This is a genomic window from Lutibacter sp. (genome assembly GCF_016342705.1).
Lineage (GTDB): Bacteria > Bacteroidota > Bacteroidia > Flavobacteriales > Flavobacteriaceae > Lutibacter.
This window is the reverse complement of the sequence record NZ_JAEINV010000006.1, coordinates 114,133-131,392: the sequence shown is the minus strand read 5'-3', so window position 1 is coordinate 131,392 and position 17,260 is coordinate 114,133. Positions and strand designations below refer to the sequence as shown.

Annotated in this window: 16 protein-coding genes; 5 read left to right on the top strand and 11 right to left on the bottom strand. The window is 28.8% G+C overall.

The genetic code is table 11. From position 1 onward, the window contains the following. Positions 1 to 2: 2 nt before the first annotated feature. Positions 3 to 1,334: a DUF58 domain-containing protein gene (locus tag JEY78_RS07490; RefSeq protein ID WP_291848958.1), complete on the top strand. Its 1,332-nt coding sequence runs from the start codon at positions 3 to 5 to the stop codon at positions 1,332 to 1,334. A 47-nt stretch (positions 1,335 to 1,381) separates the two neighbouring features. On the opposite strand, the gene JEY78_RS07485 is transcribed toward JEY78_RS07490, so the two are convergent. Then, complete coding sequence (locus JEY78_RS07485; RefSeq protein WP_291848955.1) at positions 1,382 to 1,894, bottom strand: VOC family protein; 513 nt, start codon at positions 1,892 to 1,894, stop codon at positions 1,382 to 1,384. A 122-nt stretch (positions 1,895 to 2,016) separates the two neighbouring features. On the opposite strand from JEY78_RS07485, the gene JEY78_RS07480 reads away from it, so the two are divergent. After that, positions 2,017 to 2,328: a helix-turn-helix domain-containing protein gene (locus tag JEY78_RS07480; RefSeq protein ID WP_291848952.1), complete on the top strand. Its 312-nt coding sequence runs from the start codon at positions 2,017 to 2,019 to the stop codon at positions 2,326 to 2,328. 40 nt (positions 2,329 to 2,368) lie between these two features. On the opposite strand, the gene ppgK is transcribed toward JEY78_RS07480, so the two are convergent. Further along, positions 2,369 to 3,100 (bottom strand): polyphosphate--glucose phosphotransferase, encoded by a 732-nt coding sequence (ppgK, locus tag JEY78_RS07475; protein WP_291848950.1) that lies wholly within the window; start codon positions 3,098 to 3,100, stop codon positions 2,369 to 2,371. A 241-nt stretch (positions 3,101 to 3,341) separates the two neighbouring features. Between ppgK and JEY78_RS07470 the strand changes: the two genes are divergently transcribed. Then, on the top strand, positions 3,342 to 3,740 hold the full coding sequence (locus JEY78_RS07470; protein ID WP_291848947.1) for a hotdog domain-containing protein: 399 nt from the start codon (positions 3,342 to 3,344) through the stop codon (positions 3,738 to 3,740). A 63-nt stretch (positions 3,741 to 3,803) separates the two neighbouring features. On the opposite strand, the gene JEY78_RS07465 is transcribed toward JEY78_RS07470, so the two are convergent. Genes JEY78_RS07465 through JEY78_RS07435 form a run of 7 tightly spaced genes read right to left on the bottom strand, consistent with a single transcriptional unit; the run spans position 3,804 to position 11,966 of the window. Next, on the bottom strand, positions 3,804 to 4,457 hold the full coding sequence (locus tag JEY78_RS07465; RefSeq protein WP_291848944.1) for an alpha/beta fold hydrolase: 654 nt from the start codon (positions 4,455 to 4,457) through the stop codon (positions 3,804 to 3,806). Between the two features lie 60 nt (positions 4,458 to 4,517). After that, positions 4,518 to 4,847 (bottom strand): hypothetical protein, encoded by a 330-nt coding sequence (locus tag JEY78_RS07460; protein WP_291848942.1) that lies wholly within the window; start codon positions 4,845 to 4,847, stop codon positions 4,518 to 4,520. A gap of 16 nt (positions 4,848 to 4,863) precedes the next feature. Beyond that, positions 4,864 to 6,117 (bottom strand): dihydroorotase family protein, encoded by a 1,254-nt coding sequence (locus JEY78_RS07455; protein ID WP_291848938.1) that lies wholly within the window; start codon positions 6,115 to 6,117, stop codon positions 4,864 to 4,866. Beyond that, positions 6,114 to 8,063: a BatA domain-containing protein gene (locus JEY78_RS07450; protein WP_291848935.1), complete on the bottom strand. Its 1,950-nt coding sequence runs from the start codon at positions 8,061 to 8,063 to the stop codon at positions 6,114 to 6,116. Before JEY78_RS07450 ends, JEY78_RS07455 begins: the two co-directional genes overlap by 4 nt. A gap of 42 nt (positions 8,064 to 8,105) precedes the next feature. After that, positions 8,106 to 8,840, bottom strand: coding sequence for a 5'-methylthioadenosine/adenosylhomocysteine nucleosidase (locus JEY78_RS07445; protein WP_291848932.1), 735 nt, complete (start codon positions 8,838 to 8,840; stop codon positions 8,106 to 8,108). Positions 8,841 to 8,850: 10 nt separating this feature from the next. After that, positions 8,851 to 9,513 carry an ABC transporter ATP-binding protein gene (locus tag JEY78_RS07440; protein WP_291848929.1) on the bottom strand — a complete coding sequence of 221 codons (663 nt, stop codon included), beginning with the start codon at positions 9,511 to 9,513 and terminating at the stop codon, positions 8,851 to 8,853. Between the two features lie 38 nt (positions 9,514 to 9,551). Further along, positions 9,552 to 11,966: a DUF5916 domain-containing protein gene (locus tag JEY78_RS07435; protein ID WP_291848927.1), complete on the bottom strand. Its 2,415-nt coding sequence runs from the start codon at positions 11,964 to 11,966 to the stop codon at positions 9,552 to 9,554. A 724-nt stretch (positions 11,967 to 12,690) separates the two neighbouring features. Between JEY78_RS07435 and JEY78_RS07430 the strand changes: the two genes are divergently transcribed. Then, positions 12,691 to 13,386, top strand: coding sequence for a Crp/Fnr family transcriptional regulator (locus JEY78_RS07430; RefSeq protein WP_291848924.1), 696 nt, complete (start codon positions 12,691 to 12,693; stop codon positions 13,384 to 13,386). Between the two features lie 162 nt (positions 13,387 to 13,548). Further along, entirely contained in the window at positions 13,549 to 14,745 is a 1,197-nt protein-coding gene (sucC, locus tag JEY78_RS07425) for an ADP-forming succinate--CoA ligase subunit beta (RefSeq protein ID WP_291848921.1), read from the top strand. Positions 14,746 to 15,001: 256 nt separating this feature from the next. On the opposite strand, the gene JEY78_RS07420 is transcribed toward sucC, so the two are convergent. Continuing rightward, entirely contained in the window at positions 15,002 to 15,373 is a 372-nt protein-coding gene (locus tag JEY78_RS07420; RefSeq protein WP_291848919.1) for a PUR family DNA/RNA-binding protein, read from the bottom strand. 81 nt (positions 15,374 to 15,454) lie between these two features. Next, the gene (locus JEY78_RS07415) at positions 15,455 to 17,209 is read right to left on the bottom strand and encodes an ABC transporter ATP-binding protein (protein ID WP_291849237.1); all 1,755 of its coding nucleotides are present in this window, start codon (positions 17,207 to 17,209) and stop codon (positions 15,455 to 15,457) included. Positions 17,210 to 17,260: the final 51 nt, after the last annotated feature.

Genomic DNA, 17,260 nt, shown 5'->3' with positions numbered 1-17,260 from the left:
TTATGAATATAATTAGAAACTTATACATTCACCAACGCTTTTTTGTTTATATAAGCATAATAGCTGCCACATTTTTGATCTCCTTTTGGATTCCAATTTTGTACAGTGCTGCTTGGTTTTTAGTGACCATTTTAGCGGTGTTATTTTTTGGTGATATTTATATGCTTTTTAATGCAAAAAAAGGAGTTTCTGCTAGAAGAATTTTAACTGAAAAGTTCTCCAATTCCGATGAAAATCCAATTCCAATCACCGTAAAAAATAATTATAAATTTACTATTGAAGCAAAATTAATTGATGAATTGCCAGTGCAATTTCAAAAAAGAGATTTTGAAAAAGTTATTCAATTAAAAAGTACTGAAAATTATAATTTTGAATATTCAGTAAAACCTGTTGAACGCGGAGAATATCATTTTGGAAACTTAAATGTATTTGTATCAACACCTTTAAGAATTGTTGCCAGACGCTTTAAATTTCAGGAAAATGAAATGGTTGCAGTGTATCCTTCCTACATTCAAATGAAAAAATACGAATTTTTAGCCATGAGCAATCGGTTAACGGAATTCGGGTTGAAGAAAATTAGAAGAATTGGACATACGCTAGAGTTTGAACAAATTAAAAATTACATTGCCGGTGATGATGTGAGAACTATTAACTGGAAAGCAACTGCAAAACGAAATCAGTTAATGGTGAATCAGTACCAAGATGAAAAGTCGCAACCAATTTATTCTATTATAGATTTAGGTAGAGTTATGAAAATGCCTTTTGAAGAACTTAAATTATTAGATTATGCTATTAATTCAACCTTGGCTTTTTCAAATATTGCACTTAAGAAAAACGACAAAGCAGGTTTGTTAACTTTCGCAAAAAAAGTTGATACTATAGTTGCTGCAAGTAATAAAAAAACGCATTTAAACACTATTAATGAAGCGCTGTACAATATAAATACACAATATACCGATTCTGATTTTGGTTATTTATATGCGCTTATAAAACGAAAAGTAACACAAAGAAGCTTATTAATTTTATATACAAATTTTGAACATATTTCTGCATTAAAAAGACAATTGCCCTTTTTACAAGCTATTTCTAAATTCCATTTATTGGTAGTTGTATTTTTTGAAAATACAGAGCTTGATAGTTTAATTAATGAAGATGCGGAAGATTTACAAACCATTTATCATAAAACCATAGCCGAAAAATTTGCCTACGAAAAACGCTTGATTGTAAAAGAATTAGAAAGCAAAGGCATTTATGGCATACTTACAAAACCACAACATTTAACGGTGAATGTGATTAATAAATACCTAGAATTTAAAGCGAAAGGATTTATCTAATAAGAAATTAAAAAGCCCATTTAAAATGAGCTTTTTAGTTTAAATTTTTATTTTGAGTAAGCACCTGAAGAATAGGTAAGTTCATAGCTATGTGTGTAAACTTCAAATACAATTCCAAATGGATCTTCAACATAACACATTTTATAAGGCTTATCTTTTGGATAATATTCTCTAATTGGCATTCTTTGTTTTCCTCCGTAAGATACAATTTTAGCAACTAAATCTTCAATATTGGGGTCTTGAATGCAAAAGTGAAATAAACCTGTATTGAAAGGATTAAATTCCGGAGCTTTTTTTACACCATTTGGAAATGAAAATAATTCAATTCCAATACCATCAGAAGTTGAAAGATGAGCAATTTCAAATTCTTCCCAATCTTCACCAAATACATCAATACACATCAATCCAATTGCGGTATCTCGTTCTTTTTTTACAGTTGAAGGTTCCATAATTACATACCATCCCATTACTTCAGAATAGAACTTTACAGCTTCTTTAATATTTGGAACTGTAAGTCCAATATGTGAAAAAGATTTTGGATAATTATTAGTAGTTTTCATATTTTATATATTTTGATTGCAAAATTAAGTTATATTTGCCTTTATAACATTAACTTACTAAAAAGTACTATAGGGACTTAAAAGAGTAAAATATTTATTATCAGTTACTTAAAATTTTTATTTTGAATAAAAAAATTGATTGTCCATTAAATTATACCATGAATTTAATTGGAACTAAATGGAAACCTCTCATTTTATTTCATTTATTAGATGGCGCTATGCGTTCAGGAATATTACAAAAGAAAATCCATGGAATTTCTAATAAAATGTTTACACAAACAGTGAGAGAATTAGAGAAAGATGGACTTATTTTTAGAAAAGTTTATCCTGTAGTTCCTCCTAAAGTTGAGTACAATTTAAGCGCTAGAGGAAAATCTCTAGAACATATTTTAAGAAGTTTAGATAATTGGGGTTACGAAGACGTTCAGCATTAATTATAGTAATTCTCCTTTTTTCAAGTTTAAATATTCTTTCCTATATAGCAGCCAAAGCAGCACCAATAATACCAGCTTCGTTTTCCGATTTTGCAGGAATAATTTTAGTATCTATATTTATTTGGGCTTCAAATTTGCTAAACTTTTTACTAGAACCACCGCCAATAATAATCAAATCTGGAGATAATAATAAGTTAATATGTTTAAAGTATTTGTGTAAGCGTTTTCCCCATTGTTTTCTACTTAAATTTTCTTCAATTCGCACAGAATCTGCAGCATATTTTTCAAAAATACATCCACTTTTATGAAGTACATGACCAAATTCAGTATTTGGTATTAATTTTCCATCTAAAAATAAGGCAGAACCAATTCCGGTTCCTAAAGTGATCATGATAACCGTTCCTTTCACATCTTTTCCTGCTCCAAAGGTAATTTCTGCAAGTCCTGCTGCATCAGCATCATTTAATACAGAAAAACTATTACCCGTTTTATTTTTAAAAAAATCATCAACCTTTAAATTTTTCCAATCTTTATGCAAATTGCCAGCAGTTATACATTTACCATTTTTTAGTGGTGTTGGAAATCCACAACCAACAGGTCCTTTCCACTTAAAATGGTGAATTATTTTTTGAATAGTTTCCGCAACAGCTTCTGGTGTTGCAGGTTGAGGTGTTGCTATTCTTCTCCTTTTTGAAATAAGTTCACCAGTTACTGTATTAACTAATGCGCCTTTAATTCCTGTTCCTCCAACGTCTATTCCTAAAATTACCATATGTTTTATTTAAAGGTTACAATTTATTAAAAAATATCAAATGTAGAATTATAGAAGCTATAAATTGTTTAAAAAAATAATCCTTTTAAATTTTGAAATTAAATTGAAATTCAAATTATCTTCACAACATTTTGATTCCTACTATTTTAATTTTGCTTTATTGTTTAAGTTGAATTGTAAATACTTAATTAGAATGTTTCTAAAATAAAAACAACTTATTTTTGCTAATAAATAAAGAAATATGAAGACAACTTCTCAAAATACACATTTAAAAACTTCAAAAAAGTTAGTAGGAAACGTTATTTCTATTGAAGAAAGTAAAGCTGTGGTGCAATTAACCATAACAGAAGAAATGATTGTAGATACATTCGGGCTTTCGCATGGTGGTTTTACTTTTGGATTGGCGGATTATGCAGCAATGGTTTTAATTAATGAGCCAAATGTTGTTTTAGGTAAGGCAGAAGTGAAATTTGTGAAGCCTACAATTGTTGGAGATATTTTAACTGCAACGGCCATTTTTAAAGAAAAAATAAGCAATGTAAAATCGGTTGTTTCTGTTTCTGTATTCAATAAAAAAGATACTTTGGTTTTTGAAGGTGAATTTGTTTGTTTTTCGTTAGAAAAGCATGTGTTAGATTAAAAAAAACGAGCACTTAATTTGTTGTATTTAAGTGCTCGTTTTTTTTAATTATTTAATAAATAGTTACATTCTTTCTTCAATCCATTTTTTAAAATCGAAGAAGTTTTTTGGTGCAACACCATGTCCTACAGGGTATTCCTGATAACAATTTTTTATATGTAATTCATTTAAAAATTGTGGCGCTTTATTTGCCCAATCAACAGGAATTACCTGATCTACGTTTCCGTGTGATATAAAGAAATCTAAATTAGTGTAGTTAGAAGCATCTAAGTCTTTAGGTAACAAATCTGGATTTATATAACCGCTTAATGCAATAACTTTTTGAACTTTTTCAGGGTAATTTAAAGCTACTGCATAACTTAAAATTGTTCCTTGACTAAATCCTAATAGAAAGGTTTTATTTGGCGAAATATTGTAATGTTCTTGAATTTCAGTAATAAATTTAGCAATTAAATCTCTTGAAGCAATTGCTTCTGGAATATCCGAAAACTTTTCTGCCGAGCTGGTGAAATTAATTGTATACCAAGCGTAGCCACCAAACCCTAATGTTTGTGGTGCTCTTGCACTAATAATTATTAAATCTTCTGGTAGTTCTGTTGCAAATGAAAATAAGTCTTCTTCATTGCTTCCATAGCCATGTAAAAGTATTAAAAGCGATGTTTTTTCTGAAATAGCATTAGGCTCTCTAGAAATGTATTGTAATGATAATTGTTTCATAAATGTAAAATAAAAGCCGTGCTGTTTGGCACGACTTCAAAAGTAAGTTTTAATATAGTTTTATGCAATTCCTTTAAACCAATCTTGAAAAATATCGCCAAATAATGGTATTTTCTTTTCTTCACCTTGTATAGCACCTACTAAGCCTATAATCAATAAAACCAACAAACCAAATCCTATAAGTCCAGCAGTCCAAACACCAATATAACGTATTAAAAATACACTATTTACCATTGAAAACAAAGAAATTCCTATTGATTGACGAATATGGAAAGCTGCAAACGGATTTCTTTTTTCATTATGCATAAAAAAGGCAATTAATGTACCTATCCAAGTAATGTAACTAATAATAGCAATTGTTTTTCCTTCTTTTATAGTATAATTATCCATGTTTAAGTTTTTAATGTTATAAAACAACATTGTTGTTTGCAATAATTCCGTACACTTTTCCATTCATTTTTTTATCAATAAAAAGTGAATTTTTAGAAGTTGATAAAATATCAGATTCTTTAAATTCATATTCAAAGGCTGGATTGAATAAGGTTAAATCTGCTTTTTGTCCTTCTGCTATAGTGGTAGTTTCTATCTTAAAAATAGTTTTTGACTTCGTTGTTAAGCTATTAATAAGTGTATCTAAATCTAGTACGCTGTTTAATGCTCCAAATAAACTTTCTAACCCAATAGTTCCAAATTTAGCATTGTAATATTCCACCTTTTTATGCTCAATATCAATGGGATTATGATCACTTGTAACCATATCAATGACACCTTCTTTTAATGCTTTTATAAGTGCTTTGGTGTCTTTTGGTGTTCTTAAAGGAGGTAATACTTTTGTGTTTGAATTGAAGCTTTTTAATTCATCATCTGTTAAAACTAAATGATGTACTGCAACGCTGCACGTTACATTTAAGCCTTTCTTTTTAGCGTCTTTAATTAATTTTACAGCTTTTTCTGTTGAAATTGTTGGAATATGTAATTTTCCTCCGGTATATTCTAAAATAAATAAATCGCGCGCAATTTGAAGTTCTTCAGCCAAACCAGGAATTCCTTTTAATCCTAATTTAGTACTGTTAACTTCTTCATTTACTAAACCTTCCGTTGCAATTGAATTATCTTGTGGAAAACTTAAAATTAATCCATCAAAATTTTGAGCATATTGCAATCCTATTTTTAACAAATTAGCATTGCAAATAGATTTGTTATAATCTCCAAAAGCTATAGCTCCAGAGTTTTGCATATCATATAATTCCGCCAGATCAGCACTTTGAGCTCCTTTGGTAAAATTTCCAATAGGAAATAATTTGCTTGCAAAACCACTAGCTTTATGCTTAATAAATTCTATGGTAGATTTATTATCGGCTACCGGATTTGTATTCGGGTTCACGGCAACAGCAGTAAAACCACTTTTGGCAGCAGTAAATAAACCGTTTGCAATGGTTTCTCTTTCTTCTAATCCTGGTTCTCCAAAACAAACGCTAGAGTCAAACCAACCTTGAGAAACATGTAAATTATCAAGTTTAATTTCTTGATAATTGTTCGGGTTGTTGATGGATTTAGCAATTTTAGTAATGGTTCCTTTTTCAATTAAAATATCATTTTTTTGTTGATGAAAAGGACTAGATGAGTCAAAAATGATAGCAGATTTTATGAGTATATTCATATTTTGAAATATTTTAATAACAGCATTTCAATTAACAAAAATAGCACAGAAAAAGCTAAAAACCATTTAAAAAGCCAATTGATTTTCTGATCATTATAAATTTCATCAAAAAAATTGTCAAGGTTTGATGAAATTGAAACGTTTTCAGCATTTTTAATCAAAGGTTCTAGCTCTAAATAATTTAAATTACTTTCTTCTCTATTGTAATTAAAAGCAATTGTTTTTATAGTATTTGTGTTTGTTTTAACAGTGTAAAATCCACTTTTTAAATTAGCCGAATCCATTTTTAAAGTAACTTTATTTTGTGAAATTTCTTGAAGCGGAATAAATTCGGATGTTTCTGATGCAATTTTAAGGACATTATCTTTCTCAATAGTTGTAAGTATTTCAATTGTATTTTCTGTTTGAATAGTGTAATACAGCTCAGCACTTCTTAAACTATTTTTAGCGAAATTATAAAATATAGGAACTATTAAAGAAGATTGTGTAAAGTTAGAAGTTTCTTTATTCAACGGTGAAGCAATCCAATATAAAGAGCCGTTAATTGAAGTAATAAAAGGCTCGTTACTATCTAATTTTAAAATAGGAGCATGGTTTTTAAATTGCGATTTGTAATAGGTAGATGTGTTTGGATATTGAAAGTTTGTCACTTTGTTTTCAAAAACGTTTTTTAATAAAGGATGCTCGTAAACAATAGAAGTAACTTTATGATCTTCTTCAATTTTGGTTGAAATTTTCCCAATATTAAATTCATTAAAAAAACTATTGTATGAATTTATGTTTGAATTATTTGAAGGAATTACAACAATAGTTCCTCCATTTTTTGAAAATTCATTCAGCGATTTAGACAATTCTATAGGAATATTTTCAAGCTCATTTATGATAATTAAATGTTGCGATTTTAATATATTATAGTTTAAATTTTGAAGCTGATTTGAAGTGAAATTAAACTCATTTTTAGTATAAATTTTATTTAAAAAAGGAGCGTTTTCACCAATGCAAAATACATTGATTTTTTCCGGTTTTGAAATAGTGAAATAGAAAGAGTTATCAAACTCTAAATCATCATTAACTAACAAAATTGTACCCTTAAAATTTGACGTATTTGGTATAGTAAACTGAACAATTGTACTATTAGAATTGTTAAATTTAGCTGTTGATTTACCAATTAATTTTGAACCATTCAATAAAGAAATTGGGTAGGAGCGTTCACTATTTTTAGTACTTTTCACAACAATTGAAAGTACAATTTCAGAGGTGTTTTCATTAGAAGTATAAATGCTATCAATAAAAATGTTTGTAAATTTTTTTGGTACTGCTTTTACTAAGTTTACAGCGCTGTTTACATTTGTAAAATTGAGTTTGTCATCCGTTTTAAAAAATTGAAAATCAGATAATATGATGTTTTTATTTAAAGTGTTAGTTAATTTTGAATTTAAACTATTTAACTTTAATAAAATGGTATTTAAATCTAATCTATTTGTAGAATATTCACAACTTATTAACTCGTTTTTTAGCGTTTTCTCGTCAATATTTATAAATTCGTGGTCATTGGTTATTAAGGAGAATTTACTGTTTTTTGAATTGGTATTTTCAATAATTTGTTGTGCTAAAGTTTTTAATAATTCTCCACTTTCTCCTTTAGCCTGCATACTAAAAGAATTATCTAAAAAAATAGTTGTACTGAAATTTTGTTGTAATGAATTATCCGAAAAATAAGGCTGTGCAAAAGCAAAAATTAAGCAAGTAAAAGCTGCCATTCTGGTAAGTAAAATTAGGAACTTTTTGAGCTTAGAACTTTTGCGAGTTTGTTGAATGATATTTTTTAAAAAATGAACGTTTGTAAATGGTATTTTTTCGAAACGTTGTAGCTGAAATAAATGGACTAATATCGGGATGATAAGTAGTGCTAATGCATATAAAATTTCAGGATGTTTAAACTGCATTTTTTAAAAGGATTTTTCAAAGATATAAAATTCAATTTTAACTTATGCAAAATAGTTTTCTAAAATTCCTAAAGCATAATTGCTGGCAATTGAGTTTGAAAATTTTGAAAAATCGATGGTTGCATTATCATTGGCCTTATCGGAAATAATTCTAATAATGGAAAAAGGCATAGCGTATTCATAGCAAATTTGCGCTACAGCAGCGCCTTCCATTTCCACACAAATGGCAGAAGGAATTTGTTTATTTAACTTGGCTATTTTTTTTATGCTTGATATAAATTGATCGCCACTGGCAATATCTCCCAATACTAATTTTGGTGCTGTTATTTCAAATAATTTAGCGTCTTCTATTAAAATATACTTGTTGTAATTTTCTAAAAATGTTGAAGTAGCTTCTATTAATTTTGTTGGATTTTTTGTTTCTAAAAACAATTTTTTAATAATTGGAATTTCAAATCTTTTATAAAACGGACTTGCATTTAAATCGTGTTGAAATAGGTTTTTACCAACAACTACATCACCAATATTTAAATTAGGGTGAATGGCACCAGCAACACCTGTAAAAATAATTTCTTCTAAATCAAAATCGTTAATAAGTTGTGTTGTGGTTGCTGCGGAAGCAACTTTTCCCCAGCGCGAAAATACCAACACTACTTTTTTGTTAAAAAGCGTTCCGGTATAATACGTTCGCATTCCTTTTTCTATGGTAGAAACGTTTTGTAATTTATGCAGTAATGCTTGAATTTCTTCTTGCATTGCACTAATAATTGCAACCATTTTTATGTTTTTAGTTAATTATTTTACCGTCTTTCATTTCTAATTTGCGGTCGGCCATATTTGCTAACTCTTGATTGTGCGTTACAATCACAAAGGTTTGATTAAATTTATCGCGCAAAGTAAAGAAGAGTTCGTGCAAATTTTTAGCGGATGCAGAGTCAAGATTTCCACTCGGTTCATCAGCAAAAATAACGTCAGGATTATTAATTAAAGCCCTTGCAACAGCCACGCGTTGTTGCTCACCACCAGAAAGTTCATTTGGTTTGTGATGCACTCTGTCTGAAAGGCCTAAAAAAGTAAGTAATTCAATGGCTTTTATTTCAGCTTCCTTTTTAGAAATATTAGCAATATATGCTGGAATACAAACATTTTCTAAAGCTGTAAATTCTGGTAATAATTGGTGGAATTGAAAAATAAAACCAATATGTTTATTTCTGAATTTAGACAATGTTTTGTCTTTTAATTCTAATAAATTGGTGTTGTTTATGCTTAATTCGGCGTTTTTAACTTTGGTTGGCTGATCTAATGTTCCTAAGATTTGCAAAAGCGTTGTTTTGCCAGCTCCAGATGGGCCAACTATAGCAACTACTTCACCTTTTTTAATGGTTAATTTAACACCTTTTAAAACCTCTAATTCACCATAAAATTTATGGATTTCCTTTGCTTCAATCATGCTTTAAAATAAAAGGTGAAAATACAATTTATATTTTATTACAACCAATTTTTAGCTTTATTATAATCAATATAATATACTAAGCGCAAGGAGAAATTATGAAACATAGATTCATCAAATAAGTTGTCTAAATTTTCTTTGAAATTTAAATCAGCCAATTGATCTTCGTTGAAAATTGAATTTCTATACAAGGCAATTAGTTGGCTTCCAGGCGCAAACTCCCAAGAGTAGCTTAAATCAAAATTCCAAATATTGTAGTTGATGTCATGATTTGCTGAATACGGGTTTTTAATAAGTAATCCTTCATTATTTAACAAATAGTATTGATTATCATATTCAACAGGCGACCAATAATGACGAAATGTAAGGTTTAAAGAAGATTTTGTGCTAAAATTATATTTCCCAGAAATGGCATTGGTAAATGACTTTGAATCTCTTTTTCCAAAAATAATGGAATCATCATCTAAAAGATCTACAAAACCTTTGTCGTTAGTGTCTGTTGAAAAATTTAAGTTGTAAATAAAAGAAAGTCTGTCGTTTACTCTATAGCGTGGAGAGAAACTAGTTTCAATATAATAATTATCATCGTTAAATCTAGATGCTATAAAAAAGTTGGCATCAAAGGCAAATTTCTTTCTGTAATCTGTAGAAATCCATTGATTTCCTGCTATTCTTCCTGGTTTCTTATAAAATCTACCCGCAACTCTTGGTTCATAATAATCAAATTGGTTACCAATAGAAGTTTCTGCCATTCCACCAAATGCAAGTTTAGATTTTCTAGTTTGAAAAACGTAACGCATTCCTATTTCATTACTTGTATAGGTATTTGGTTTGTATAAATAATCTACATCTACCCAAAATGACATATTATAACTGTCAAATTTTTCTGTTGGTTCAAATGTTTGATAGCTAAGGTAAGACTCAAAATTGCTAAAATTATTTCTTCGCTGGAAGCCTAAATCATTTTTATTGAATTTATCATCTTGTAAATGATGTTCAAGACCATATTGCCAGTTTCCGCTAATTTTTCTTATTGCAATATCTGTAAAAAAACCTTTGGTAGTTTCATCAAATTCATTTAAATAGCTCATTCCACCGCCACCTTCAATTTTAAATTTATCTGCTTTGTTGGTTAAATCAAAAAGTAATGCAGAAACATTCGCATCTCTATAAGATCCTTCTCTCATAACACTTGTATTTACAAAACTCACGGATGAATTTTTATTGAATTGTTGATCAATAACTAATACATTGTAATTAGCAAATGGTTCAAGCACAACTTTTCTTATTTCTTCAGTGTCATTATTTTTTATTTTAGCCTCAGCTTTCTCTGTTATGGCATTAAAAAAGCCAACTCCTAAACCTCCTTTAGTACGCCCAGAAATTTTTAAGGCATTTAGCATTTTCACGTCAGCCGGTTCTTCTAAAATTTCCTCACTAGAACCTAAATCAGTTTCATCAATTTGGGTGGAAGGCCTGTTTCCAACTCTTCTGGAATAAAACAAATTACCTTTACTAAATAATTCTGTTCCTTCTGTAAAAAAGGCTCTTTTTTCAGAATATTGTTGTTCAAAAGGTCCTAAGTTTAACGTAACATCATCAAATGCGGTTTGGCCAAAATCAGGAATTAATGTAGCATCTAATGTAAAACTTTCACTGATTCCATATTTTACATCCATACCAAAATTTGTATCAAAACTATTTTCACCGTTATACATAGAATATGATGAGGATGTGTACGGGAAAAAACTTAATCGGATAGGAGGAGATATATTTTCAATACCATTTAAAATACCTGCATATTGTTGAATGTTTCCTTTTGTTTTATCTATTGGATTCCAAGTATATTGCTCTTTAGTGCTTTGCATTCTTCGGTGAAAATTTAATCCCCAAGTTTGAACATTTTGATTTGAAAAACGCAAAGCTGAATAAGGTATTTTTACTTCAATAACCCATTTTTCGTGGTCAATTTTAACAGCGCTTTCCCAAACGGCGCTCCAAGAAAAATCTTCATCGTTAATAGATGCTTTTGCATCTCCTTGATTTCCTGTAGCTTGAATAAAAAATTCAGTATCGTTTTGCCCGTCATTTAAAGGGTTTAGCATAATTCCAAACCAATCTGTTTGGGCAAAATTATCTCTAGTTGCAGATTCTAAAGGAATATTTTTTATGTCATCATCATATAATAATGCGCCAAAATAAATTGCTTCATCATCATAAATTACTTTTACTTCGGTTTTTTTACCGCTGGGTTCAATAGTTCCAATTCCTGGCCTAAACATTATAAAATCTTTAGCAGTATCTGCATTTTTCCAGAAAGTTTCATCTAAAACACCATCTATGGTTGGCTGGGATGAAATTCTTAAAGCATTTATAGATTTTGGGTTTACATTTATTTGAGCACTAGCGTTTACTTGAAAAAGTATATAAAAAAGGATGATGAATTTCTTCATTGTAGATTTTGGTATGAATACAGAGTGCTAAAATATTTAACATATCACTGAATTCATCTTAAATAAATGTTAATAAAAACATTTATTGTAAATTATTAACCTACAATTTTGTAAAATAATAGCTAATTGTAATTTATAAAATTAAGTATTTTATAAAACTTGTGAATACAATTTAAAAATCATAATTACATACTCAACATAAGAAAGTATAAAAATGCCTATAATAAAGAGTGCTATTGGTATTAGAGGAGTTAAAATTGCTATTTTTAAAATTAAATTTTTCATTTTAAAAGTTATTTAATATTTGAAAAACTACCTTACATAACTTCATTTATTTTTTAAATGAATTTTTATATACCAATTTTATATCTAAATATAAAATGGTTAAGTACGCTACAATGGATATTAGGGTAATTACTTTAAATATATTGCAATATGCACAACTAAAATAGTTGTGATCAAGTCCAAATAGACAAGATGTACAGCCTACAATTGTCATAATTAAAAAAGTGGAAAATATAAAAGTAGGTATTAATAGTGCTGATTTTAAGGCTAATTTTTTCATTTTTTTTTGAATTAAAAATACTTATAAATAGTACTGTAAAATTACAATGAAATAGGGCTCTTGCCTTGAATTTGTGGTCAGTAAATTTTATGAGGTTTTATGTATTTATTTATGATATATGATGTAATTTTACATTGCTAAGAATGTAAATGAAAAAAGATGCCTGATTTTTTAAAAGAAAAACCACCATTAGAATGTAATTTTTTAAATGCAAAAGAATGTTTAAATATGTTATCAGAAGAAGAAAAAGAACTTTTGGTACAACATAAAACAGATTTAGAATTTAATGCAGGTGAAATAATAATTAAAAGAGGAGCGGTAATAACTAACTTATTATATGTAACAGAAGGATTGGTAAAGTTAGAGGTTTTGAATGATCATAAAGTATCAACCTTAGGCTTGGTTCAATCTCATAGTTTTGTTGGATTAATATGTTGTTTTGCTTTTAAAAACTTCGACTTTACGGCTGTTGCGCTGGAAAACACAAAAGTTAGTTTTATTGAAATTGATGTGTTTGAAAAATTTATAAAAACCAATGGATCATTCTCCTTAGCGTTAATTAAACACATGTCTGGTATTGCAAATGGACTCTTTCATAGTATGACCAGACTTTCTCAAAAAAACATTGATGGAGCTTTATCTATTTTATTGTTAGATTTTGCAGCAATTTATAAATCGCCAAATTTTACGGTACCTGTTGTTAGAAAGGAATTGGCTGAAATCTTAGGGTATTCTAAAGAAAGTGTAATTAATACCTTGTCTAAATTTAATAAAGAAGGAATTTTAAATGTAAATGATCGAAAAATTGAAATTTTAGACTTCAAAAAATTAGAACAAATAAGTGTTTTAGGTTAGAGTTGTTGATTCCTATATTTTTTAATGAAATCGTTTGAAATTATAGGCTACAAGATTATTGAAAAAGCTTGCAAAATTGTAAACTTTTGAAAAATCAGTATAATAGTTCAGTTTTGATTTATTACATTTGCGAATACTTATTAAAAATAAACCTAATTTCTAATGAATTTACACGAATATCAAGGAAAAGAATTGTTAAACAGTTTTGGCGTTAGAATTCAACGTGGAATTGTTGCAGATAATCATAAAAAAGCGGTTGAAGCAGCAAAGCAATTAGCTACAGAAACTGGAACTGGTTGGTGGGTAGTTAAAGCTCAAATTCACGCAGGTGGAAGAGGAAAAGGAGGAGGAGTTAAACTAGCAAAAAGTTTAGAAGAAGTAGCATCTATTTCTGAAAGCATTATTGGAATGATGTTAAAAACACCTCAAACACCTCCACAAGGAAAAAAAGTACATCAGGTTTTAATTGCAGAAGATGTTTATTATCCAGGAGATAATGAACCGGAAGAATATTATATGTCTGTGCTGTTAAATAGAGGAACAGGTAGAAATATGATTATGTATTCTACAGAAGGAGGTATGGATATTGAAGCAGTTGCTGAAAAAACACCACATTTAATTTTTACAGAAGATATTGATCCATTGTTAGGTATTCAAGCATTTCAAGCGCGTAAAATTGCTTTTAATTTAGGATTGTCTGGTAATGCTTTAAAAGAAATGATAAAGTTTGTAACATCGCTTTATACAGCATTTGTAAATTCTGATGCATCATTATTTGAAATTAACCCAGTGTTAAAAACTTCAGATGATAAAATACTAGCAGTAGATTCTAAAGTTGTTATTGATGATAATGCATTATACCGTCATAAAAATTTAGCTGCTTTACGTGATTTACGTGAAGAAAATGATATTGAGGTTGAAGCACACGCAGCAGGTTTAAATTATGTAGATTTAGACGGAAATGTTGGTTGTATGGTAAATGGTGCTGGTTTAGCTATGAGTACTATGGATTTAATTAAACAATCTGGAGGTGAACCTGCAAACTTTTTAGACGTTGGTGGAACTGCAGATGCAAAACGTGTTGAAACTGCTTTTAGAATTATCCTAAAAGATGATAATGTAAAAGCTATTTTAGTAAATATTTTTGGTGGAATTGTACGTTGCGACAGAGTTGCGCAAGGTGTAATTGATGCATATAAAAATATGGGCGATGCTATTAAAGTTCCAATTATTGTGCGTTTACAAGGAACCAATGCTGTGGAAGCTAAACAATTAATTGACGAAAGTGGATTGGATGTAATTTCAGCTACTGAATTTCAAGAAGCTGCAGATAAAGTACAACAAGTACTTGCTAATTAAAGTATAAAAATAACAAAAGAGAGGTTATCTAAAAAGTATAGTTTTCGTCAACTTGAACTTGATTACTCATTCCTTTATTATTTTTTATTAAAGAAATTGTGAATATTCATTTCAGGTTCTCAAAATTATGAAGATCAGTATGATGAGATTCTGAATCAAGTTCAGAATGCCGGTTTTGATTTTATTTAAATAGCTTTTTTACTCATAAAAAAACCCAACTTATTAAGTTGGGTTTTTTATGCTGTTTGAATTCTTATTAAATATCTTCAAAATTTACGTCTGTAAAACTTTCAGTGCTTACAGTATCATCGCTTTCATCATCTGAAGGTCTTTTAAAATCTTTTTGATGACGCTCAGAAATTACTTCTTCACCTTTTTCATCTAAAATATAATCAGTTGCAGCTTTTAGCATCTCATTAAATTCTTCAAAATCTTCTTTATATAAATAAATTTTGTGTTTTTTGTAATGGAATGATCCATCGTCGTGTGTAAATTTTTTACTTTCTGTAATAGTTAAGTAATAATCTTCTGCTTTTGTAGCTCTTACATCAAAAAAGTAAGTTCTTCTTCCCGCTCTCAGAACCTGTGAGAATATCTCTTCTTGTTCTAAATGTTCGTTTTCACTCATAATAAACTTTCTATTTAATTAATCGTATTTATTTAGATTCATTCACAAATCTATAAAAATATTTGGGTTATTTTAACTTTTTTATAATTCTTTTTCTAAAAGTTGTTGCTCAAATAACTCTTTATAGTAGCCTTTTATATTAACCAGCTCATTGTGTGTGCCTTGTTGTATAATTGCACCATTATCTATTACTAAAATTTTGTCGGCATTTTTAATTGATGAAATTCTATGACTAACAATTATAGTGGTTTTTCCTTTGCTTACCTTATATAAATTATTTAAAATAATTTCTTCTGTTTCAGTATCAACGGCAGATAAACAATCGTCAAAAATTAAAATTTTAGGTTCTTTAATAATGGCTCTGGCAATTGAAATCCGTTGTTTTTGTCCACCCGATAAAGTAACGCCACGTTCACCAATAAAAGTGCTATATCCTTGATTGAATTCTATAATATTATGATGGATATAAGCATCTTTTGCTGCTTTTTCAATTTTTTCATCTGAAGCATTTTCATCACCAAATTTTATATTATTTTTAATGGTGTCTGAAAATAAAAAGGCTTCTTGTGGAACAAAACCAATGTTTTGGCGCAAATTATCTAAATTTAAATCTTTAATATTTTTATTATCAATTAGTATTTCGCCATTATCAACATCATATAAGCGAGCAATTAAATTTATGATAGTTGATTTTCCAGAACCTGTATTTCCTAAAATGGCCAATGTTTCTCCTTGTGGTATTTTAAAGCTTACATTTTTTAAAGCCACTATATTGGTGTCATCATACGTGAAAGAAACATTTTTAAATTCAATAGCTCCAAAAATTTCAGAAGAATTTAAATTTGTATTAACAATTTCTGGCTGATGTTTTAAAAACTCATTAATACGTTTTTGTGATGCTTCGGCTTCTTGCACAATAGAGGTTACCCAACCAACTACTGCAACTGGCCACGTTAACATATTCACGTACATTATAAATTCGGCAATAACTCCTAGAGTTATAGTTCCTTCAATATAGCGTAAACCACCAATGTAAATTACTAAAACATTACTAATACCAATTAACAGCACCATTAATGGGAAAAATAATGCTTGCGCTTTATAAAATTCTATGTTTTTATCTTTTGCTTCATCACTTAATGTAGTGAAATCTTCAATTACTTTGTTTTCAATACTATAAGATTTTACAATGCTAATTCCTGAAAATATTTCTTGCGCATTGGCAGTTAATTTTGATAAAAATTGCTGAACAATGGTGCTTCTTTTATGAATAATACTGCTTAAAATATAAATTGAAACCGATAATATTGGCAATGGTAAAAGTGTGTATTTTGTTAGAACCGGATCTATATCATACATTTTAAGGATAGCAACTATAAAAAGTACTAGCATATTCATAAAGTACATAATTGCTGGGCCAAAATACATACGCACTTTGGTTACATCTTCACTAATTCGGTTCATTAAATCACCTGTTCTATTTTTCTTGTAAAAGTTTAAAGAAAGGCGTTGGTATTGTGCATAAATTTCATTTTTCAAATCAAATTCAATTAGTCTTGATGTCACAATAATCATTTGCCGCATTAAAAAAGTAAAAAATCCAGATAAAAGTGCTGCCCCAATAATTAATAAAATGTTGTTTAACAAATCGGCTTTTACAAGTGATAAATCGGTGACAATTCCATTTCTATAATCTTCAGCAATATCTAAAGATTCTTTAATAAATTGCGGGACTTGTAATGCTAAAATATTGGAAAATACCGTGATTACAATTCCAACTAAAAGTCTGTATTTATATTTTAAAAAGTATTTATTTAAGTATTTTAATTCTTTCATAAAAGTAGCTGCCAAACATCAAAATTTTCAAAACACGAATATACAGCAATA

Bases quoted from the DNA above. Each gene is read 5' to 3' on its own strand.
- JEY78_RS07420 (WP_291848919.1), bottom strand. From the start codon at position 15,373: ATGAGTGAAAACGAACATTTAGAACAAGAAGAGATATTCTCACAGGTT.
- JEY78_RS07455 (WP_291848938.1), bottom strand. From the start codon at position 6,117: ATGAATATACTCATAAAATCTGCTATCATTTTTGACTCATCTAGTCCT.
- JEY78_RS07485 (WP_291848955.1), bottom strand. From the start codon at position 1,894: ATGAAAACTACTAATAATTATCCAAAATCTTTTTCACATATTGGACTT.
- ppgK (WP_291848950.1), bottom strand. From the start codon at position 3,100: ATGGTAATTTTAGGAATAGACGTTGGAGGAACAGGAATTAAAGGCGCA.
- JEY78_RS07450 (WP_291848935.1), bottom strand. From the start codon at position 8,063: ATGCAGTTTAAACATCCTGAAATTTTATATGCATTAGCACTACTTATC.
- JEY78_RS07465 (WP_291848944.1), bottom strand. From the start codon at position 4,457: ATGAAACAATTATCATTACAATACATTTCTAGAGAGCCTAATGCTATT.
- JEY78_RS07415 (WP_291849237.1), bottom strand. From the start codon at position 17,209: ATGAAAGAATTAAAATACTTAAATAAATACTTTTTAAAATATAAATAC.
- JEY78_RS07430 (WP_291848924.1), top strand. From the start codon at position 12,691: ATGCCTGATTTTTTAAAAGAAAAACCACCATTAGAATGTAATTTTTTA.
- JEY78_RS07460 (WP_291848942.1), bottom strand. From the start codon at position 4,847: ATGGATAATTATACTATAAAAGAAGGAAAAACAATTGCTATTATTAGT.
- JEY78_RS07490 (WP_291848958.1), top strand. From the start codon at position 3: ATGAATATAATTAGAAACTTATACATTCACCAACGCTTTTTTGTTTAT.
- JEY78_RS07440 (WP_291848929.1), bottom strand. From the start codon at position 9,513: ATGATTGAAGCAAAGGAAATCCATAAATTTTATGGTGAATTAGAGGTT.
- JEY78_RS07470 (WP_291848947.1), top strand. From the start codon at position 3,342: ATGAAGACAACTTCTCAAAATACACATTTAAAAACTTCAAAAAAGTTA.
- JEY78_RS07435 (WP_291848927.1), bottom strand. From the start codon at position 11,966: ATGAAGAAATTCATCATCCTTTTTTATATACTTTTTCAAGTAAACGCT.
- sucC (WP_291848921.1), top strand. From the start codon at position 13,549: ATGAATTTACACGAATATCAAGGAAAAGAATTGTTAAACAGTTTTGGC.
- JEY78_RS07445 (WP_291848932.1), bottom strand. From the start codon at position 8,840: ATGGTTGCAATTATTAGTGCAATGCAAGAAGAAATTCAAGCATTACTG.